At 37.7% G+C, this 18,829-nt stretch carries 13 protein-coding genes and 1 pseudogene; 8 read left to right on the top strand and 6 right to left on the bottom strand.

Annotated features, from left to right (window positions below; genetic code table 11):
- Window positions 1-224: 224 nt before the first annotated feature.
- Window positions 225-1,838: pseudogene (locus QUE72_RS19020) on the bottom strand (methyl-accepting chemotaxis protein); the annotation flags it as partial.
- A 328-nt stretch (window positions 1,839-2,166) separates the two neighbouring features.
- Between QUE72_RS19020 and QUE72_RS11590 the strand changes: the two are divergent.
- From QUE72_RS11590 to QUE72_RS11575, 4 genes are all read left to right on the top strand, one after another.
- The gene (locus tag QUE72_RS11590; protein ID WP_254849498.1) at window positions 2,167-2,544 is read left to right on the top strand and encodes a PadR family transcriptional regulator; all 378 of its coding nucleotides are present in this window, start codon (window positions 2,167-2,169) and stop codon (window positions 2,542-2,544) included.
- A gap of 1 nt (window position 2,545) precedes the next feature.
- Window positions 2,546-3,103, top strand: a complete 558-nt coding sequence (locus QUE72_RS11585; protein ID WP_074495677.1) for an HAAS signaling domain-containing protein — start codon at window positions 2,546-2,548, stop codon at window positions 3,101-3,103.
- A gap of 127 nt (window positions 3,104-3,230) precedes the next feature.
- Window positions 3,231-4,403, top strand: coding sequence for a metallophosphoesterase (locus QUE72_RS11580; RefSeq protein WP_286269155.1), 1,173 nt, complete (start codon window positions 3,231-3,233; stop codon window positions 4,401-4,403).
- A 141-nt stretch (window positions 4,404-4,544) separates the two neighbouring features.
- A complete protein-coding gene (locus QUE72_RS11575) occupies window positions 4,545-4,838 on the top strand; it encodes a hypothetical protein (protein WP_074495672.1) in 294 nt (97 codons plus the stop codon).
- Here QUE72_RS11575 and QUE72_RS11570 read toward each other — a convergent pair.
- The gene (locus QUE72_RS11570; protein ID WP_074495671.1) at window positions 4,835-5,590 is read right to left on the bottom strand and encodes a DUF3307 domain-containing protein; all 756 of its coding nucleotides are present in this window, start codon (window positions 5,588-5,590) and stop codon (window positions 4,835-4,837) included. The genes QUE72_RS11575 and QUE72_RS11570 overlap by 4 nt on opposite strands.
- The gene (locus QUE72_RS11565; protein ID WP_074495670.1) at window positions 5,590-6,228 is read right to left on the bottom strand and encodes a hypothetical protein; all 639 of its coding nucleotides are present in this window, start codon (window positions 6,226-6,228) and stop codon (window positions 5,590-5,592) included. Before QUE72_RS11565 ends, QUE72_RS11570 begins: the two co-directional genes overlap by 1 nt.
- 208 nt (window positions 6,229-6,436) lie before the next feature.
- Between QUE72_RS11565 and QUE72_RS11560 the strand changes: the two genes are divergently transcribed.
- From QUE72_RS11560 to QUE72_RS11550, 3 genes are all read left to right on the top strand, one after another.
- Entirely contained in the window at window positions 6,437-7,600 is a 1,164-nt protein-coding gene (locus tag QUE72_RS11560; RefSeq protein WP_286269152.1) for an efflux RND transporter periplasmic adaptor subunit, read from the top strand.
- Window positions 7,601-7,612: 12 nt separating this feature from the next.
- A complete protein-coding gene (locus QUE72_RS11555) occupies window positions 7,613-10,726 on the top strand; it encodes an efflux RND transporter permease subunit (RefSeq protein ID WP_286269151.1) in 3,114 nt (1,037 codons plus the stop codon).
- A gap of 89 nt (window positions 10,727-10,815) precedes the next feature.
- On the top strand, window positions 10,816-11,442 hold the full coding sequence (locus tag QUE72_RS11550) for a TetR/AcrR family transcriptional regulator (RefSeq protein ID WP_286269150.1): 627 nt from the start codon (window positions 10,816-10,818) through the stop codon (window positions 11,440-11,442).
- Between the two features lie 44 nt (window positions 11,443-11,486).
- Here QUE72_RS11550 and QUE72_RS11545 read toward each other — a convergent pair whose 3' ends face one another.
- The 3 genes from QUE72_RS11545 to maoP all read right to left on the bottom strand — a co-directional run bounded on the left by QUE72_RS11545 (window position 11,487) and on the right by maoP (window position 17,733).
- Window positions 11,487-15,677 (bottom strand): transporter substrate-binding domain-containing protein, encoded by a 4,191-nt coding sequence (locus QUE72_RS11545; RefSeq protein WP_286269147.1) that lies wholly within the window; start codon window positions 15,675-15,677, stop codon window positions 11,487-11,489.
- Window positions 15,678-15,681: 4 nt separating this feature from the next.
- The gene (locus QUE72_RS11540) at window positions 15,682-16,731 is read right to left on the bottom strand and encodes a response regulator (RefSeq protein WP_286269146.1); all 1,050 of its coding nucleotides are present in this window, start codon (window positions 16,729-16,731) and stop codon (window positions 15,682-15,684) included.
- A gap of 660 nt (window positions 16,732-17,391) precedes the next feature.
- Window positions 17,392-17,733 (bottom strand): DUF413 domain-containing protein, encoded by a 342-nt coding sequence (gene maoP / locus QUE72_RS11535; RefSeq protein ID WP_286269145.1) that lies wholly within the window; start codon window positions 17,731-17,733, stop codon window positions 17,392-17,394.
- Between the two features lie 238 nt (window positions 17,734-17,971).
- Between maoP and QUE72_RS11530 the strand changes: the two genes are divergently transcribed.
- Window positions 17,972-18,829: a LysR family transcriptional regulator gene (locus tag QUE72_RS11530; protein ID WP_286269144.1), complete on the top strand. Its 858-nt coding sequence runs from the start codon at window positions 17,972-17,974 to the stop codon at window positions 18,827-18,829.

Raw genomic sequence — 18,829 nt, 5'->3', positions numbered from 1 at the left:
GTATGAGGCTTTTGAGTAGAGCATATTATCAGCAGGCTATGTTAACGCATTTCGTCGCTTGTGTGTAACCCAAAACAATTACGTTACAAGGCTATATGTAACGTAATTGCTATCTTGGCTGCGGTAATATGATTGAGGTATTGATGATGTTAATTTTTTTTCAATTTAGAAATTTCGTCAGACAACTCGTTAACGAGTTGTTGATTCTTAGCGACCACTTGGTTTATTTCATCTGCACTGGTGCTGGCTTTTTGTGCTAAGTTTCTTACTTCATCTGCAACAACTGAAAACCCTCGGCCAGCATCGCCAGCTCGAGCCGCTTCAATTGCAGCATTTAACGCAAGTAGGTTCGTTTGTTCAGCAATGGCGTTAATAGTCTCTACCATTTTTGAAATGCTATTGCCTGAACTAATCAAACCATTTGTGACATCTTCACTTTTATTGACAACTTGCCGTCTATTGCTCACATCGTTTGCAAACATCACATATTTTCGAATATCGCCGTGTACGTCTTTAATAACGGCAAAAGTGGCGGCTAGGCCTATCATTTGGTTACTGCCTGATATCGCTAAATCAAATTCTTTAATTATTGTGTTGTCATCAGCAAGCTTTGTTAATTCATCAAGGTTGATTAAGGTATCTAAATTGGCTAGGCTTGCTCGCTCGTTTTCTTTACTGATGTTGGCAAATTTTTGTAGTAGATGATTGCTACTGAGCAGGCTTTTGCTTGCATCCCACTCAACAAAGAGAAGTGACTGACAAATAACATTGAACCGTGTTTCAAACTCTAATGCGGTTGTTTTTACTTTATCAATGTTGGCTAAAATGGCCATAAAACCGGTATGAGTATTATTTTCGTCTAAAATAGGGTTGCTGGTTACCGAAACCCAACTAGGATTGTCGTATTTGTCATGTACCTGAATTTCATCATAAAAGGCATTAGGTGCCTCGAGTTCTGCTGTTATTCTGGCCAATGTTGATTCGTCAGTATAGTAGCCTGTAATTAATTCTCTAACCGTATGACCCAGTGCTTCTTTTTCTGAATAGCCTAACATTTGTGTAAAGCCTTCATTTGCATATTTTATTCGTCTGTCTTTATCCGTAATAAGTACAGCGTTACTGGTTTGATTCGCGACAACAGACAACATTGAGAATTCTTTTCGTTGTTCCACTTGTGCTGAAATATCACTAGCAAATTTTACTATTTTAATCACATTGCCAGAAGGATCTAATATTGGATTATAGGTTGCATGGATCCATACGGGGTCATTATGTTTGGTAAACCGTTGGTATTCTGCCGTTTGTATATTGCCATTACGTAATGAGTCCCAAAATTGGGTGTAACTTGATGAATTTGCTTCATTCGGATCAACAAAAATACGGTGATGCTTACCTTTGATTTCGGATAACTGGTATCCCATTAATGATAAGAAGTTTTCATTGGCATCAACAATTTCGCCGGTTAACGTAAATTCAATGACGGCTTGGGCTTTATGGATTGCATTAATTTGTGACTGGTTACTCGCATTCCTCATGACTTGCTCGGTAATATCTGAAGCAAATTTAATGATACGTTGTACTTTATTTTGATGGACGATTGGTGTGTAAGATGCTTGGATCCATACTTCTTTTTTAGATTTAGTAATACGTTTGAATTGATCTGTTTGCGATTTTCCTTGTCGCAGTTGTTGCCAAAACTGTTGATACTCACTACTCTGCGCGGTTTCTTGATCAATAAACATTGAATGGTGTTTATTAATTACTTCTTGTTTTTGATAGCCCATTAGTGTGAGAAAGTTATTATTTGCGTTTTTAATCTTTCCTTGTAAATCAAATTCAATGACTGCTTGGCATTTGTTTATGGCGGTAACAACATCATCATTTTGGTTTTTTAAAAAACTTAACACGTTTCGTATCTCAATCGGTCCCTGGTAAATATTAGTATAATAAACTTTTTAAAATCTGCTACTTAGCAGGTAAATTAGTTTTTAACTCCTTTGACCCCTGCTGTTTATCACTATTGTTATTGTATTTTGCACGGATGGAAAATTTTAAAATACTACCTTGTACTACAAGGTAAGTGTGTTATAGTTCTGTACTATGTAGTGCAAGGTGTCGTGCTGTGCATGACACCTTGTACTCGGCGTGTGAATAGGAATATTAACAGTGAAAGATATAGTAGAACAAAAGAATGAAAAGTGGGATGTGCAGCTACGCAAAGGTACGCTCGAGCTAGTGATACTTGCGGCACTTAAGGCGCGAGAATTGTATGGGTTAGAGCTACTTAAACTATTGCATGGCTATGAAACGATGCAAATAACAGAAGGGACGCTTTATCCATTACTCGATCGTTTAAAACGCGATGGTGTAATACAAGCTACATGGCATCAAGAGGGAGATACGCGCCCGAGAAAATATTATCACTTAACGACTCAAGGCGAAGAAAAGCTAACTGCTTTAGCCAGTCGATGGCGTCAGTCAGTACAAGATATTGAGTCATTAATTGCACAACCTACTTTTGTAAATAAAGCGCAAGGAAAATAATATGTCTGAACGAGAATTGATCAACCAATATTTAAAGTCGTTATCTATTTATTTATCGCGGTTAGATAAAAGTGACGCAAACGATGTGATCCGCGAAATTGAAAGCCACCTTTATGATGCACTTGAATTACAACAGCAACAAGGTAAGCCTTCAAATGCACAAGTGATCCTTGACGGTTTTGGTGAACCCAGGCTTTTAGCTCAGCAATATGTTGAACACGTAGTAAATGGGGCACCACCACCAGAAGGTTTTAACGCGATACAAAAAGTAAAGCGGGGTGTGACAAAAAGCTTATTTTATACAATGGCCTTTGTTGGCTATGGTATTTCATTATTTTTAATCGTTGTTGGCTTGTGCAAATTAGTGATGCCTGAAGCGGTTGGCGTTTGGTCAGCTTCACAAGGTAATAGTATTACGATTACTATTTCAGAGCATAACTTTCCGCAGTCGCAAGAGGTGTTTGGTTATTGGCTTATTCCCATCGCGTTATTATCTGGTGGTTTTATCGCGGGTTTAACCACGAAAATTTTAGCAGCGTTAAAACGAATAATCACCTAACTACTGCTCTTAAGAAAAATATTTACGGGTCTATTGATCACAGAGTAATGACTCTGTGATGCGGGTAAGTCGCGTCTGAAATTTACAATTTGGGGATTAAAAATAATCTTCGAACAAAGGAGTTTATATGTTCAATGTACTAAAAACGAATCTTAAACATTTTTTTATCACCTTCATTCTTGTGTTTTCACTGGTTGTAGCGATTGGTATATATCACGGAGCTGAAGCACATTTTAACGAAAATCGTCTGGCTTATACGCTGGATAAGGAAGGGCCTCATATTTTTATTGATGAGCAAACTCTGACGGTAAATTATGTTAGAGGAAGCAAAGAATCTGGCGGTTTTTATCGTGATAGCCAACAATATTCTGTCAATGAGGATATTAAAGCAATGGCATATTTCCCTTTAGAACAGCAGGAAATTCCAATTACGATAAACTCTCGTATTGAAGTACCACCAACTACCTATCAAGATAACAAACCAATGTTAGCAATTTCAGATATAGAAGGGGGTTATAAGGCGTTTCGTGATTTTTTGATTATTCACGGTGTTATTGATAGCTCTTTAATATGGTCATTTGGCCAAGGGCATTTAGTGTTGGTAGGTGATTTCGTTGATCGCGGAAACTCGGTAACACAAGTTTTGTGGCTAATTTATAAATTAGAGCAAGAAGCGAAAAAGCAGGGTGGGCATGTACATTATATTCTAGGTAATCATGAAATAAAAAATTTACAGGCTAACTTCTATAGCGCATCACAAAAATATCTTTATATTGCTGCAATGTTAGGCAAAACACAGGCAGAGCTTTATGATGAAAGTTCGTTTATTGGTAAATGGCTTGCTAGTAAAAATAGCATAGAAAAAATTAATGGTTATTTGTTTGTTCATGGTGGCATACATCCTAAGTTGAGTGAATTTGATTATGATTTAGACCAGATAAATCAAATAGTCAGATCACATTATCGAAAACCTTTTCTTACGCGTTTAAATGCAGACGATGATGACTTTTTAGTGTCTAATAAAACGGGACCTTCTTGGTATCGAGGGTATTTTAAAGATGATTTAACGCAGCAAGAGGTGCAGCAAGGGTTAGATAAGTTTTCAGCAACAGCGGTGATCGTTGGCCACACGATTCAATGGCAAGTTCAAAAACTATATCAAGGTAAAGTTGTGGCAATTGATGTAAGGCATCCAAGCGATTATGAATCACACTTTCCATCTAGAAGTTCAGAAGGTCTGTTAATCAAAGATAGTTTATTTTATCGTTTATTAGCTGATGGTAGTAAAAAAGAACTTTAATACAAATGGTTAGTAGGGTTGTATTTTGAACATGGTCATTTACAATCCTATTAATTGATAACATTTATCGTTTTGAATAAATCGGTCAATGGGCATAATAGTCTTTCGTAATAAAGGTTTGGTCGTGTGATGGTAAGTACAATGCAAAAAAAGCATCAATGGGCGAATGCGTTTCTATGCATAGCAACATTTGTCGCATTGCAATTAATAAAGCCTATGACATTGATGACTATTTATCGAGAAGTGTATCAATTTAACCCTACACTTTATAGCGACTGGGCCTTGTATAAATTGGTATGGTCAACCATTCAGTCTGGCGCCATGAATGCACAAGTGACGATAGGAATATTGCTAGGTGAGCTAATGATGTTATTACCCGTTTACTTATTATACCGCTTTCTTTTTTCTGCTAACAAGCAACAGTCAACACCTTAATTTAGCCATTGATATACTTCGATGGCATTCCAACCAATTAAAAATGCAATGGCATAACTTAATAACGTACCCAATAACATATATTCTGTGAGCTTCATATCATGGTTTTTCGTGAGGTCGCCAAAGCGAAATATGGTTTTCGTAGCCACTAAAAAGCCAATACCAATAAATTGCCCGGTAAACATAAATGAAATCGCCAAACAGCGTTCAAGATAACCTATCCAAGCACCAGCTGAAATAAGTCCTGTGTTATTACTCTGAGCATTTTTATTGGTTTCTAATAATGTTTCCGTATGTCTTTTTAGCGCTAAAGAAATAATGATGGAAGCGGGTTTACATGCTACTAAATAGGCCATAACAATAATAATATTGGCTGCGGTTAATTGCTCTGTCGCAAATTGTAGCAACTGTAATAAAGTTATCTCATTTAAATAAGCTGAAATTAAACCAATAATGGCGAGGTGAATACCTTGATCAAGTAAGAAATACCCGAGTGTATTTGGTCGGTATGACTTCCACAGATCAACGATAGCATGAGAAAGCGTAATGACGATGATGGCTATAATCGCTGGCATGAACGCTATGTTAAGGATGAAAAGAGCAAGCGTGTTTAATAGCGTATGTACTAAGCAATGCTTTTTAAGCCCGTTAGAGGCATAATGGTGCTGATTACGACAAGAAATCCAGTGTGTGGGTTGTAAATAAAAATCACCAATGAAGTGTGCCGTAAGTAATAAAAGCAATATTTCCATTATGTAAATTCCTTGTATTGTAAAACCTCTCGATGAATAAACTGCATGTAATCTCTGACAAGGTGCCCGCCAATATTCGCTAATCTGTTACTGATGTTTTGTCGTGAGGTGTTTGTTATTTTGGCTAGTTTCCTATGTTCAGTAAAGTCACTTTCAATGTATTGATACAATAGAACCGCTTGGGTTTTTGTTAATTTATTGAGCAAGTGGCTCAAAAATGTTGTGAGTAACTTTAATTGAGCTGTTGATGTAGTTTGTTCAACACTTAGCGATAAATCACCTTTAGGTGTTTTTGCTAACATTCTTCCAGATGCAATATAAACAGGGCCTGAAGAAGTATTGGGCTTGTCTTTATAGTTTTCATAACTGCCGTATGCCAAAGACAGTGTACATTGTATTGGTTTATCTACGTATTGAGCGATATGCAATGCAAGTTTGATTAATAGGGTACTTTTTAATGCATAAATAGGCTCAGGGTAATGTATTTGGAACTCATCGCCACGATATATTTCACCACTAGCTTGATAGGTTTTTTGTGACTCTATCAGTAAATCGTTTAAATGGTCTACAACTTGAGTATAAATCGACGTAGACATTTTACTTGAATTTACTAGGTCACCGGTCAGTACTGCGATCATTTACTACCTCACTTTGCCTATAAGGCAACTATATTGAGTTGCATGGTTGTTTGCAACTATATTTGATTGCCTATTGGTTTGCAACCAAATATAGTTGCTATTTAAAGCGTTATAATGACAAAACTAAACATTTAAAAGCATGGGAAGTGTTTTTATTTTTAAGATTTTGGTTTAGAATGATCGTTCATTCTAAGTTTAAGGTAAAACCATGCAACGAATTAGAACTTTTTTTTATGTTTTTTCGGTTGTTGTAACAACAGCCCTCTTTACAGGTTGTGGGCAAGAAGAACAGGCCCAATCAAATGCCGGCACAGTACAAGCAATACCTGTTGGTGTTGTTACCTTGAACAGTAAAACTGTCACGCTTACCAAAGAATTGCCTGGTCGTGTTGTGGCTTCGCAAATCGCTGAAATACGTCCGCAAGTAAACGGTATTATACAAAATAGGCTCTTTATCGAAGGTGCAGAAGTTGAAAAAGGGCAAGCACTTTATCAAATTGAATCTGCACTTTTTGAAGCACAAGTTGCCACAAGTGAAGCGGCAATTAAAAAAGCTGAGGCTAATATCGCGAATACTAAAGCAAGATTGCAGCGTTATAAAAACTTGCTGAATACTAAAGCGGTAAGTCAGCAAGAATACGACGAAGCCGATGCAGCTTTCAAAAGCGCTAATGCTGATTTATTAACCACAAAAGCACAGCTTAAAACGGCGCAAATTAATTTAAATTATAGCAAGGTGCTATCGCCCATCCGTGGCCAAATTGGCAAGTCTACTGTAACGGCAGGTGCTTTAGTAAATGCAAATCAATCTGTCGCATTAGCGACGGTTACTCAACTTGACCCTATTTATGTTGATTTAACACAATCAAGTAATGAATTGACACGGTTAAAGCAAGCGATTGCTAGCGGAAAATTATCCCGTGATGCTGATTTACACTCTTCAGTCGAGTTGTTATTAGAAGATGGTAGTACTTATGCGCATACGGGTACGTTAAAATTTTCAGAAGTCACCGTAGATCCTAGCACTGGCTCTGTCTCTTTACGTGCGGAATTCCCAAACCCAGATAAATTATTATTGCCGGGTATGTACGTGCGAGCTGTTATTGTTGAAGGAGTAAAGCAAAATGCGATATTGGCACCACAACGTGGTATTAGCCGAAATGCAAAAGGTCAACCTACCGCGCTCGTTGTGAGTAAAGAAAATACCGTTGAGCCACGTGTGTTAGTAGTAGATAGAACAATGGGGTCGAAATGGTTAGTCAGTGAAGGCTTGTCAGACGGTGATAAAGTTATTGTAGAAGGTTTACAGAAAGTACGTAGTGGTGCCCCTGTAAAACCTGTTCCAGCACAATCATCAAACAGCGCACCTTAGCGGAGAAGTAATATGTCACGCTTTTTTATCGACAGACCTATTTTTGCATGGGTACTTGCTATTGTGGTTATGCTTGCAGGTATTTTAGCCATTAAAAGTCTACCCATTGCACAATATCCATCGATTGCACCCCCAGCGATTAGCATACAAGCTATTTACCCAGGTGCATCAGCACGTACTCTAGAAGATACAGTAACGCAAGTTATTGAACAAAAGATGAAGGGCTTAGATGGTTTGCTATATATGTCATCAACGTCAGAGTCTAATGGTGCAGCAACACTTACCTTAACGTTTGATGCAGATACTGATCCAGATATTGCACAAGTTCAAGTGCAAAATAAGTTGTCGTTAGCAACACCTTTATTACCTGAGGAAGTACAACGGCAAGGTGTGACGGTTGCAAAATCAGCACGAAATTTCTTAATGGTGTTAGGTTTTGTATCTAAAGACGGCAGTATGAATAATATCGACATAGGCGACTATGTTGCATCCAATGTACAAGATATTATTTCACGCGTTAATGGTGTGGGTGAAGTTCAGTTATTTGGCTCTCAATATGCAATGCGTATTTGGCTTAAACCTGAAATGCTGCACAAATATCAATTGACACCAGGGGATATTAGCGCTGCAATTCAAGCGCAAAATGCGCAAGTATCGGCAGGGCAGTTAGGCGCGTTGCCTGCGGTTTCTGGACAACAGCTAAATGCAACTGTTACGGCGCAAAGCCGGTTACAAACCCCAGAACAGTTTCGTGATATTTTTGTTAAAACCAACACAGATGGTTCAGTGGTTCGTTTATCAGATGTAGCAACCGTGGAGCTTGGCGGTGAAAACTACGGTGTAGTGGCTCGTTTTAACGGTAACCCCGCAACAGGTTTAGGTATAAAACTTGCCAGTGGTGCCAATGCACTTGATACCGCCCAAGGGGTTAAAGATGCGTTGAACGAGTTAGCACCATTTTTCCCAGAAGGGTTAGAAAGTGTCATTCCATATGACACCACGCCTTTTGTGTCATTATCGATCGAAAAAGTTGTGAGTACGCTGATTGAAGCGGTGGTCTTAGTTTTTCTAGTCATGTATCTTTTTCTACAAAACTTTCGTGCGACATTGATCCCGACAATTGCGGTGCCCGTGGTATTGTTAGGTACCTTTGCTATCTTGCAAGTCTTTGGCTATTCCATAAATACGCTAACCATGTTTGCCATGGTGCTTGCTATTGGTTTATTAGTTGATGATGCAATTGTTGTGGTAGAAAACGTAGAACGAGTGATGACAGAAGAAAAATTGTCACCTCTTGAAGCTACACGAAAGTCAATGGATGAAATTAAAGGGGCATTGGTTGGTATTGCCATGGTCCTATCTGCGGTGTTCATTCCTATGGCCTTTTTTGCTGGTTCAACTGGGGTAATTTATCGACAGTTTTCTATTACATTAGTCACTGCCATGAGTTTGTCTGTGCTAGTGGCGTTAATTTTAACCCCTGCATTATGTGCAACGATGTTAAAACCTAGTCATGTGCATAATAACTCCTCTTTAATTGGTCGATTTTTTACCGGGTTTAATAGAGGTTTTGATAAAACAAATCACGGTGCGCAAGGCTTTGTAAGCCGAATGATCAAACAAAGTAAACGTTACCTATTATGCTATGGTTTAATTGTTGGTGGCATGATTTATATCTTCTCGCAATTACCTTCAGCATTTTTACCGAATGAAGATCAAGGTATTTTGTTTAATCAAGTTAGTTTACCTGCTGGTGCAACGACCGAACAAACGCTAGCCGTGGTAGAAAAAATGGAGCGCCATTTCTTAGAAGATCAATCTGAAGCGGTTAATTCAATTTTTAGTGTTGCAGGGTTTAGTTTTGCTGGTTCAGGCCAAAATGCTGCTATTGGTTTTGTAAACCTTAAACACTGGGATGAACGTCAACGCCCTGACTTGTCTGTAGGTGCGGTGGCTGGAAAAGCCATGGGGTATTTTTCTACAATCAAAGAAGCATTTGTTTTTGCATTCCCACCCCCTGCGGTTGTTGAATTAGGGACAGCTAATGGTTTTACTTTGTTTTTGCAAGATCGTGTTGGGTTAGGCCATGAAAAATTGTTAGACGCAAGAAATATGCTTTTAGGTATGGCAGCAAAAAGCCCAATTTTAGCTGGTGTTCGTCCGAATGGGTTAGAAGACAAACCTGAGTTACAACTTGATATTGATTTAGCGAAAGCTGAAGCGTTAGGCGTTAAGCAAGCTGATATTAATAATACCTTATCTACTGCGTGGGGTGGTCGTTATGTTAATGACTTTATTGATCGCGGACGTGTAAAAAAAGTGTATTTACAAGGTGTTGCTGAAGCGCGAATAGTGCCAGAAGATATCAATCAATGGTATGTGCGTAACGATGAAGGTAAAATGGTACCTTTCACTGCGATTGCACGCTCATATTGGACCTACGGCTCACCACGATTAGAGCGATATAACGGGCTTTCAGCGATGGAAATACAAGGCTCTGCAGCTCCTGGTTATAGTACTGGGCAGGCAATGGATGAAATGGAACGATTAGTTGAACAACTACCGCCTGGTATCGCTTTTGAGTGGACAGGTATTTCATATGAAGAACGTTTGAGCGGTGGGCAAGCTCCATTGTTATATGCATTATCATTATTAGTGGTGTTTTTATGTTTAGCGGCACTATATGAAAGTTGGTCTGTGCCGGCTGCGGTTATGTTAATTGTACCATTAGGTGTGTTTGGTGCAGCAGTAGCTGCGTTCACAGCTAATTTATCAAACGATATTTATTTGCAAGTAGGTTTATTGACAACTATTGGGTTAGCATCCAAAAATGCGATTCTCATTGTTGAATTTGCTATTCATAAAATGAATGAAGGTATGCCTCTTGTGGAGGCCGCTATTAATGCAGTTCGATTGCGTTTAAGGCCTATTTTGATGACATCTATGGCATTTATATGCGGTGTTTTACCATTAGCAATAGCTTCTAGTGCAGGGTCTGGAGCGCAAAATGCTTTAGGTATTTCTGTCATTGGAGGAACCTTAGCATCTTCAATTTTAGTCGTTATTTTTGTACCGATGTTCTTTGTATTGGTAAGAAGAGTATTTCCAGGAAAGCATGTTGCGTAGGCTGCATTGCAAAATTTAACTATAGGTTTGTGTTTTAAGTGATGCAGAACAATACGCATCACTTAAGCACTTAAAAGTGTGGAGTGGTTATGACCGTAAAAACTAAAAAGCATGCTGATCCTGCGTTAGCTGAAACCAGACGAAATCAAGTGTTATGTGCGGCAGCTGAATGTTTTAAACGAAAGGGGTATCATGGCGCAGGTATGGCTGAAATTTCAAAAACAGCCGGTATGAGCGCGGGTCATATTTATAATTATTTCGCGAGTAAAGAAGCGATTATTGAGTCAATTATTCAACGAGATATGGAAGAAATGATCTCATTGTTTCAAGAATTTGGCGATAAGCCAGGCGATCTCATCGCGATCTTGGTTGACAGTTTAGATGAAGCCGTTGAACGTCATACTAATGCTGAGAAGAGTAAGGCTTTACATTTAGAAATGTTATCGGAAGCGGCGCGCAATGATAAAATTGCAAGTTTATTACAACAGTCAGATACACATGCAAGACACGAAATGCGTAAGCTACTCGTTGGAAGTAGAGGTGCGTTAAAAAAGGCAACTGAGCGTGAAGTAGATGCACGCATAGAGGTAATGTTTTCTATGATTGGTGGGTTATTGTTGCGCAGAGTACTAAATCCTTCACTTGATAAAAAAGGTATTTTGCTTGCGTTACGTCCTGCGATGAAAACGCTGTTATTGCCATTTGAGGAAAAATAACCGACAGGTTGCGGGTAAAGCTGAAAAAGCGTTAATTTACTATTTTATTGCGGGTTATCATCCATGCGGCACATTTGGCAAAACTGCTGTAAACAGGCTTTTATTTCTGTCACGTCAAAACTATCAACCGCTTGTTGAAGATCAGCATTAAAATGACGTAAAGCTTCGCTTTGGTAATGTTCGGCTGTTTGTTGCAGCTTTTGAGAAAATTGTGAAATTTCATTCAAATTATTATTCTGCATCAATTGCTGGCAACTAGTTAAATAGGTTACTTGTAAGTGCTGTAATAATGATTTGCTAAATACATTATCACTTGATTTTTCTTTATCGGCTGATAACTCTTGATAAGGTAAATGTGTCTTTAACTCATTGATTAACTCTTGCTTTAGTACTGGTTTTCTTAAATATCCGGTAAAGTTTTCTCGGCGCTGACGCTCATAATCATCACGCATGACGGAAGCCGTTAGAGCAATAATTGGCAGTTTAGGGTGTGATTTATTAATAATATTTGCTGCTTGATAGCCATCCATTTCAGGCATTCTGATATCCATAATAATCAAATCAAATGTTTGATGTTTTACAGCGTTGACCGCTTCTAAACCATTACAAGCTTCATGTGTTTCAATTGCTAATGTTTTGCATATTTCGATTAATAGATGACGATTGTCAGGAATATCATCTACGAGTAATATTTTTGCTTTATCGAATACAATAGATTTATCAGCGGCTTTAACCGATGTTGATTGTTGATTATTCTCAATCGCGCAAATATCGACTTTTCTTAAATAAACTGAAAAACACGACCCTTTATTTACTTGGCTTTGCACAGATATTTTGCCATTCATTAGCTCAGTTAATCTTTTGCTAATGGTTAGCCCTAAACCGGTTCCGCCATATTTTCTAACGCTTTGTCCTTCTTGCTGTTGAAAACTTTCAAAAATATGCTCGACTGTATCGGCAGGTATGCCAATGCCTGTGTCTATAACGTCAATTCTTAAATCAACCGTGCTATGAATGCTGTTTTCATTCTCAGCTGTGGCGCGCAATGTAATGCTGCCTGTATCGGTGAATTTTACAGCATTGCCTACGAGGTTAAATAAAATTTGCCGAATGCGAGTGGCATCAAGTAACAACGAATGCGGAATTTTTTCATCAACCTCAAGCATAAAGTCTAAGCCTTTTTGGCGCACATTCATGGTAAACACTTGGCTGATGTCTTCAAAAATATTATGTGGGTTGCATACGTCTTTGGAGATGCTTAGTTTACCTGCTTCAATTTTTGAAAGGTCTAAAATATCGTTGATTAACAGTAACAATGAGCTGCCAGCAGACTTGATGGTTTTAACAAAGCCTTTTAATTTATTGTCTTGAATTTGCTCATAGAGAAGCTCAGTAAAGCCAATGATAGCGTTCATTGGGGTGCGAATTTCATGGCTCATATTAGCAAGGAACTCTGATTTAGCTTTATTGGCATTTTCGGCGTTAGTTTTTGCTTGTTCTAACTCTCGCTCCATAACAACACGTTCGTTCAGATTTACAATAATATATAACAGGGCGTGTTTGTGTTGATACCGAATGGGAATAACAGAAAGTAACCCCTCGATAGTGTTGTTTTTTAACGTTGATATTGTCACTTGCTCATCATGGACATTCTCAATGTCACCTTGATAAAATTGATGACTAGAGAAGGCTCCAAGGTTATCTTCATCAATATTTAATTCATCAATCGCATGGTTATTTGCCATTAATAAAACGTTACTTTGCCTGTCTGCAACAAAAACAATGACGGGAATATTATCGATGACAACAGATAAGTTTCTTTCACTTTGTTTTAGTGATTGCTGTGTTTTTGTGCGCAACAGTACTTCTTGTTGTAATCGTCTGTTCCAAAGAAAAATAATGATAACTATTAGGCTCGCAATAATGAGAACAAGAAAAATAAGTTGGTAATTAGTGCGAATAATTGGTTCTTTGTTTCCCCAGTTATCAACTATTTGTTGTTTTTTTGCCGTGCTGATGCTTTTTAATGCTTTATTAATAATAGGCACCAGTGGTGCTAATTCTTCTTGAATGGTAAAACGTAATGGTAAGTTGTAAGTAGTTTTGCCGACAACACGTAAGCCACTGTAACCTTGCTCTGCGATTAAATAGTTTACTTGGGCTAGCGATGCAATAAAAACATCTGTTTTACCTGATGACAAATCATCAAGCCCTTGTGCCGCGTTATCCACTAATTGAAAGTTTTTATCAGGAAATCGGTCGATTAAATCTTGTGTACTGAAGTAGTCATTAATCAGGGTGATGCGCTTATTTAATATTTGGGTGATGTTATCAATATATTTTTCTTCATTTTGCATCACGATGACAAAAGGACTACTGATAATACTGTCTGTAAAAAGTAAATGTTCAAGCGGTTTGTAAGTATTAGCGGCGGTACCAATATCTGCTTTTTTTGTTAACAGAAATGTTTTGCTTTCTTGCCAGTTTTTAGTTGGAAGTCGTTTAAATTTGATATTAAGTAATTCTTCGATAATTGAAAGGTAATCAGGCACTATACCGATATGTTGCTGGTGTTCATTGATAGATTCAAACGGCATCCAGTTAGGATCTATCGCTAGACTTAATGTTTTATGATCACGCAACCATTGTTTTTCTTCAAGCGTAAGTGTTAATGAAGATAGCTTTTGTAATCTTGAGTTATTTGTAGTACTTAATGACCACTTATTAAGAAGCTGGTTTCGTTCATCATTTGTTATTGAGGCTAGGGCTTTGTTGATTATGGAAATTAACGGACCGTTTTGTTTTGTTGTTGCCATTTTTAACGGCGTAGATTGCGTGCCAGCGATTGGTCTTTGTGCAATAAAGTTAACAATGCCATTGTTGGTAATATGATATTGAATCGCGCTATAACCATCATAAACTAAGTCTGCTTTATTTTCTTGAACGTCTTGTATTGCTTCTCGTAATGTCTCTTTATGAACGATCGTTAATTTTGGGTATTGTTTTTTGATTATCGAACTCGCTGCATGATCTTTCACTATTGCGACTGTCAGGCCTGCTAACGTGTTATTTTTCCGTATGTCTAACGATTTTTTTGAGAAAAAGTAATCGAGAGATTTGTAATACTCATCTGAAAAAATGAAATCTTCATCACGCTTGGGGGTTTGATAAATGGCTGGTAGTAAGTGTGCGTTGCCCTGTTTTGTATTACGTAATGCCTCTGTCCATGGGTAACTTATTGTTGAAAATTGCAAGCCAGTACGTTGAGTGATCAGGGTTAATAAATCATGGGCAAAGCCAACAGGTTTACCTTGTTCTGTGTAATCAATAGGAGGAAAACTGAAATTACCTGCAACATTTACCGTTGGATTTTCAGCCAACCATTGTTGCTCTTCAGTGGTTAACGGTATTTTTAGAACAGTATCCGTAGGCGGTGAAAACCAAGTAAGCTGTATTTGCCGATGTTGCTCAACGGTAATGGCATCTAGCCCTTTTTGAATGATGCTAGCAAGCTCAGGGTGGTCTTTATGTGAGACAATATGGATCGGATTTTTTCCTATATGCCGTGTAGACTTAAATGGCACAATAGTATTTATTCCTTCTTTTTCTAAGGTGTAAATTAAAGCGCCGTATGTGTCATATAACATATCCGCTTCATTTTCTAAAACCGCGTCAATGGCATCACCGAAGGTGTTTACTTCAACAATCTTAATGTGAGGGAAGTGTGTTTTTATTATTTTTTGATGTGCATAACCTTTAGGTAGTGCTACACGTTTACCGTTGAGGTCTGATAAGTCATATACTTCTAAATCTTTTCTAATAAAAAAATAATCTAATGCAAAAAAATAAGGTTTTGAAAAATTTAGAAATAACTCTCTTTCTTTGGTTTTATAAACAGACCCTAAAATATGAACATCACCCGATTGAATTAGAGCTAAGTTGGTATGCCACGGGTTTATTTCTACGTTAAAATTAAGCCCTGTGTATTGAGCAACGAGATCAAGGTAGTCTTTGGCAATACCATGCCATTGTCCTTGAACATCACTAAAGTTGAACGGGGTCCAATCTGGAGTTCCACCAACAACGACTACTGGGTTGTTGATTAACCATTGTTTTTCAGCCTCGGATAAAGAAACCTTAGTCGTGATCTGTTGATTACTTTCAGCACTTACTTGAGTGAGTGAAACTGAAAAAAATACAACGATAATCAGCAGTTTTATAGCGCGAAATAGCATAATGTTAGTGCATTATTTCAAGAAATTCAGGTAAGTGTTCAACAAAAATATCTACTAACATGGGGTCAAAATGCACCCCTTTATTGTCTTTTATATAGTTTACGGCATCCTCAACGGTCCAGGCATTCTTGTATTGACGTTTATGCGTTAAAGCATCAAATACATCAGCAAGTGCGACTATGCGACCATAAATATGAATTTGCTCCCCTGATAATCCTCTTGGGTAGCCAGAACCATCCCATTTTTCATGGTGATCACGAGCAATGATTGCGGCGGCTGTTGTTAAACGTCGTTTTGAGTTTTTCAATAATTCATACCCTTTTTCAGCATGGGTTTTCATTATCGTCATTTCATCAGTGGTTAACTTACCTGGTTTATGTAAAATGTCTTTAGGAATGGCTATTTTACCAATATCATGCATTGGTGATGCAAGAAATACTGTATTTACGTCTGTGTCACTAAGGTAGCTCACATGTTGAGCGAGCAACCGACAAGTTTCAGCAACGCGGCGAATATGTTGTCCGGTTTCATCAGAAGTTGACTCCATGACTTCCATTAAAATGTAAATCATTTCACACTGGTGTTCTTCAATTTCAAGTACGAGTCGTTCCGCTTGTAATTTAGCTTTGTTGGCAACCTCTTCTGAGTGTTTCTGTAATGCTTTTCGTGCAGTGGACAGTTCTACATGTGTTTTTACCCGTGAAAGCAGTTCATTCGCATGAAATGGCTTGGTAATGTAGTCAACCCCCCCCACATCAAAGCCTGTTGATATGGCGTCAACATCAGCCTTGGCTGTTAAGAATATTACCGGTATATCTTTTTTATTCGGCTGGCTTTTGATTGCTTTACAAACATCAAAGCCATTAACATGAGGCATCATAATGTCTAAAAGAACCAAATCAAAATCGGTGTGTTGTATTAAGTTAAGTGCTTCTTGCCCGTCTAAGGCAAATGAGAAGGTGTAGCTTTCTTCTTTGAGTACATTCATGGCAACTTGAATGTTGTCTGATACATCATCAACGATCAGAATGTGTATATCGCGTCCACTTTTCACCAACAACTCCTTTACTACGTTTGTCCATGTACAATATCAAGCCACAAGATGCGTTAGCATAGAACATGTGATAAATCTTTCATGCTCAAGTACTTTAAAGGCTGTTTACAGATTACTTTTTTTTGGGTAAAAGTCTAGGAACTTTTGAGATTAAATTTTGTTCGAACTAAACATTTTTTGTTCAAGGCGTGAGTAATGTCGCATGGTTATTTCATGTGAAATATTCACACATTAATCGCAATACCTTGATTAAATAACCTGAGCTCGAGATAACAACTTACTTTCTAGCAGCTGTTTTTCCTTATTCCTGCGTTAAATGTATTTGCAATAGACACGTTATTGACGCACAAATTTGCCTTGCACTAAGAAAAAACTCCGTGCTAGAACAGTGTGATAAATAAAAGCTACCGTTTCAATTGATTAGCTAACTTCTTATCTCGAGTTCAGGTTAAATACCTATAAACGGCTGCAAAAATACTCGTGAAAAAGCAACGGAACCAGTATTGATGTTAACAATTAGTCAATTGCACTGTTTTGTTGATAAATCATGTTTTAGTTAAAAATAGTATTGAGGGTGGTTGATGCTACGCAGAAAGACATCGCAAAACTGTTATGTTGGTCACCAGTCTTGCGATGTTTTGAAATAAATTGCCTTTAGTGTTAAGCAAATTCTAAGTCATTACTTTGTGAGAAAGTGCTTCGTGCACTGCTTTTAGCAAAACCGTGATGCATCTTACTTTTCATGACAGAAGCTAAGTATTTTTGCCATAATTTTGCTAAATAACATGTCGCAAGTTCGGTAGATGATACTTGTTCAATAAACAAGTGTTCGTCTGCGTTTTCAGGCGTTAAAGTGCCGTTAGCTAATGCCGAAAGCGTATGTCCGTACATGAGTAACTCTTCTGATTCTCGTTTATTAAAAAAGCCGCTACGAGAAATACCATGTGTAAACACATGATCGCCATAAAATGGTACTTTACCTTTTCTAATCGTGGTATTCATAAATACTCCTTCGTTGTCACAACGACAAAGGGCTATTGTGACTCAATTAGTGGTGTTTTTTAGTGGTATAAACGAAAGATAATTTACTTAAGTTATATAACACTGCTATACATTGATACGGTGATTATTGGTTACGTGAAATGTATGTAAAAAAGTGATTATTTAAAAACAAAAAATATTTGTCGTGAAGACAAGATTTATTTACATTGCAATAATACTGCTAACATTGGATGCATTTATGGATATTCGTGTATTTAAAACCTTTATTTCAGTAGCTGAAAATAAGCATTTTGGCCGAGCAGCAGAAAACCTATATATTACACAAGCAGCGGTAAGTGCGAGGATCAAACAACTAGAGGAGTTTTATGGTACACAGCTGCTGATCAGAGATAAAAATAATTTAAGACTTACGCAATCTGGCGAAGTGCTGTTGTCTCACGCGCAATTAATGGTACAACAAATGGCCCAGTCAAAGGTGGCATTATCGATTGCTGATCAGCAAAAGGTTGCATTTAACGTTGCTGCAACACCTAATGTTTGGGATGCGTTTTTTAGTTCACGTATTCTTGATGCTTTAGCATTATTTGAACACGTTTCGCTGAGTACAGAAATTTCAGTACGAGAAGCAATACAACGGAAAATTGACGAACATACAGTTGATGTTGGTTTACTTACGGATCCAATAAAAGACGATGATTTCATCAATGAATTAATTGGCTATTTTGATTTATCACTTGTGGGAAGTCGCAGTCGTTTTAATTCGGAAGAAGATGATTATATTTACGTTGACTGGGGCATTACTTTCAATAAAGAACATGCTTTACATCATAAGCTAGTGCCAACGTTTAAAACGTCAACAGCAATGATGGCATTAGAAGTGATGTTATCAAAAGGGGGATTTGGTTATTTACCGACCGAATTAACCCTTGAGTTTGTTAAAGACGGACATTTATTTGAAGTACAATCCCCCCTCCAAATAACCAGACCAATTTACATGGTGTATAAAAAGAATCATTACCACCAACAGCTAATTGACGACTGGAAAACCTTGTTTAATCAATCAAGGGCTGATGCTATACGTAATCGGTCGTGCTAG

Source organism: Thalassotalea hakodatensis (assembly GCF_030295995.1).
GTDB classification, from domain to species: Bacteria; Pseudomonadota; Gammaproteobacteria; order Enterobacterales; family Alteromonadaceae; genus Thalassotalea_C; species Thalassotalea_C hakodatensis.
Note: the sequence above shows the minus strand (reverse complement) of the source record. Positions and strands in the feature narration are given on the sequence as shown.

What these genes read in the sequence shown, in the direction of transcription:
- QUE72_RS11530 (WP_286269144.1), top strand. Translation starts at nt 17,972, where the DNA reads ATGGATATTCGTGTATTTAAAACCTTTATTTCAGTAGCTGAAAATAAG.
- QUE72_RS11560 (WP_286269152.1), top strand. Translation starts at nt 6,437, where the DNA reads ATGCAACGAATTAGAACTTTTTTTTATGTTTTTTCGGTTGTTGTAACA.
- QUE72_RS11565 (WP_074495670.1), bottom strand. Translation starts at nt 6,228, where the DNA reads ATGATCGCAGTACTGACCGGTGACCTAGTAAATTCAAGTAAAATGTCT.
- maoP (WP_286269145.1), bottom strand. Translation starts at nt 17,733, where the DNA reads ATGAATACCACGATTAGAAAAGGTAAAGTACCATTTTATGGCGATCAT.
- QUE72_RS11585 (WP_074495677.1), top strand. Translation starts at nt 2,546, where the DNA reads ATGTCTGAACGAGAATTGATCAACCAATATTTAAAGTCGTTATCTATT.
- QUE72_RS11545 (WP_286269147.1), bottom strand. Translation starts at nt 15,677, where the DNA reads ATGCTATTTCGCGCTATAAAACTGCTGATTATCGTTGTATTTTTTTCA.
- QUE72_RS11555 (WP_286269151.1), top strand. Translation starts at nt 7,613, where the DNA reads ATGTCACGCTTTTTTATCGACAGACCTATTTTTGCATGGGTACTTGCT.
- QUE72_RS11580 (WP_286269155.1), top strand. Translation starts at nt 3,231, where the DNA reads ATGTTCAATGTACTAAAAACGAATCTTAAACATTTTTTTATCACCTTC.
- QUE72_RS11550 (WP_286269150.1), top strand. Translation starts at nt 10,816, where the DNA reads ATGACCGTAAAAACTAAAAAGCATGCTGATCCTGCGTTAGCTGAAACC.
- QUE72_RS11570 (WP_074495671.1), bottom strand. Translation starts at nt 5,590, where the DNA reads ATGGAAATATTGCTTTTATTACTTACGGCACACTTCATTGGTGATTTT.
- QUE72_RS11575 (WP_074495672.1), top strand. Translation starts at nt 4,545, where the DNA reads ATGCAAAAAAAGCATCAATGGGCGAATGCGTTTCTATGCATAGCAACA.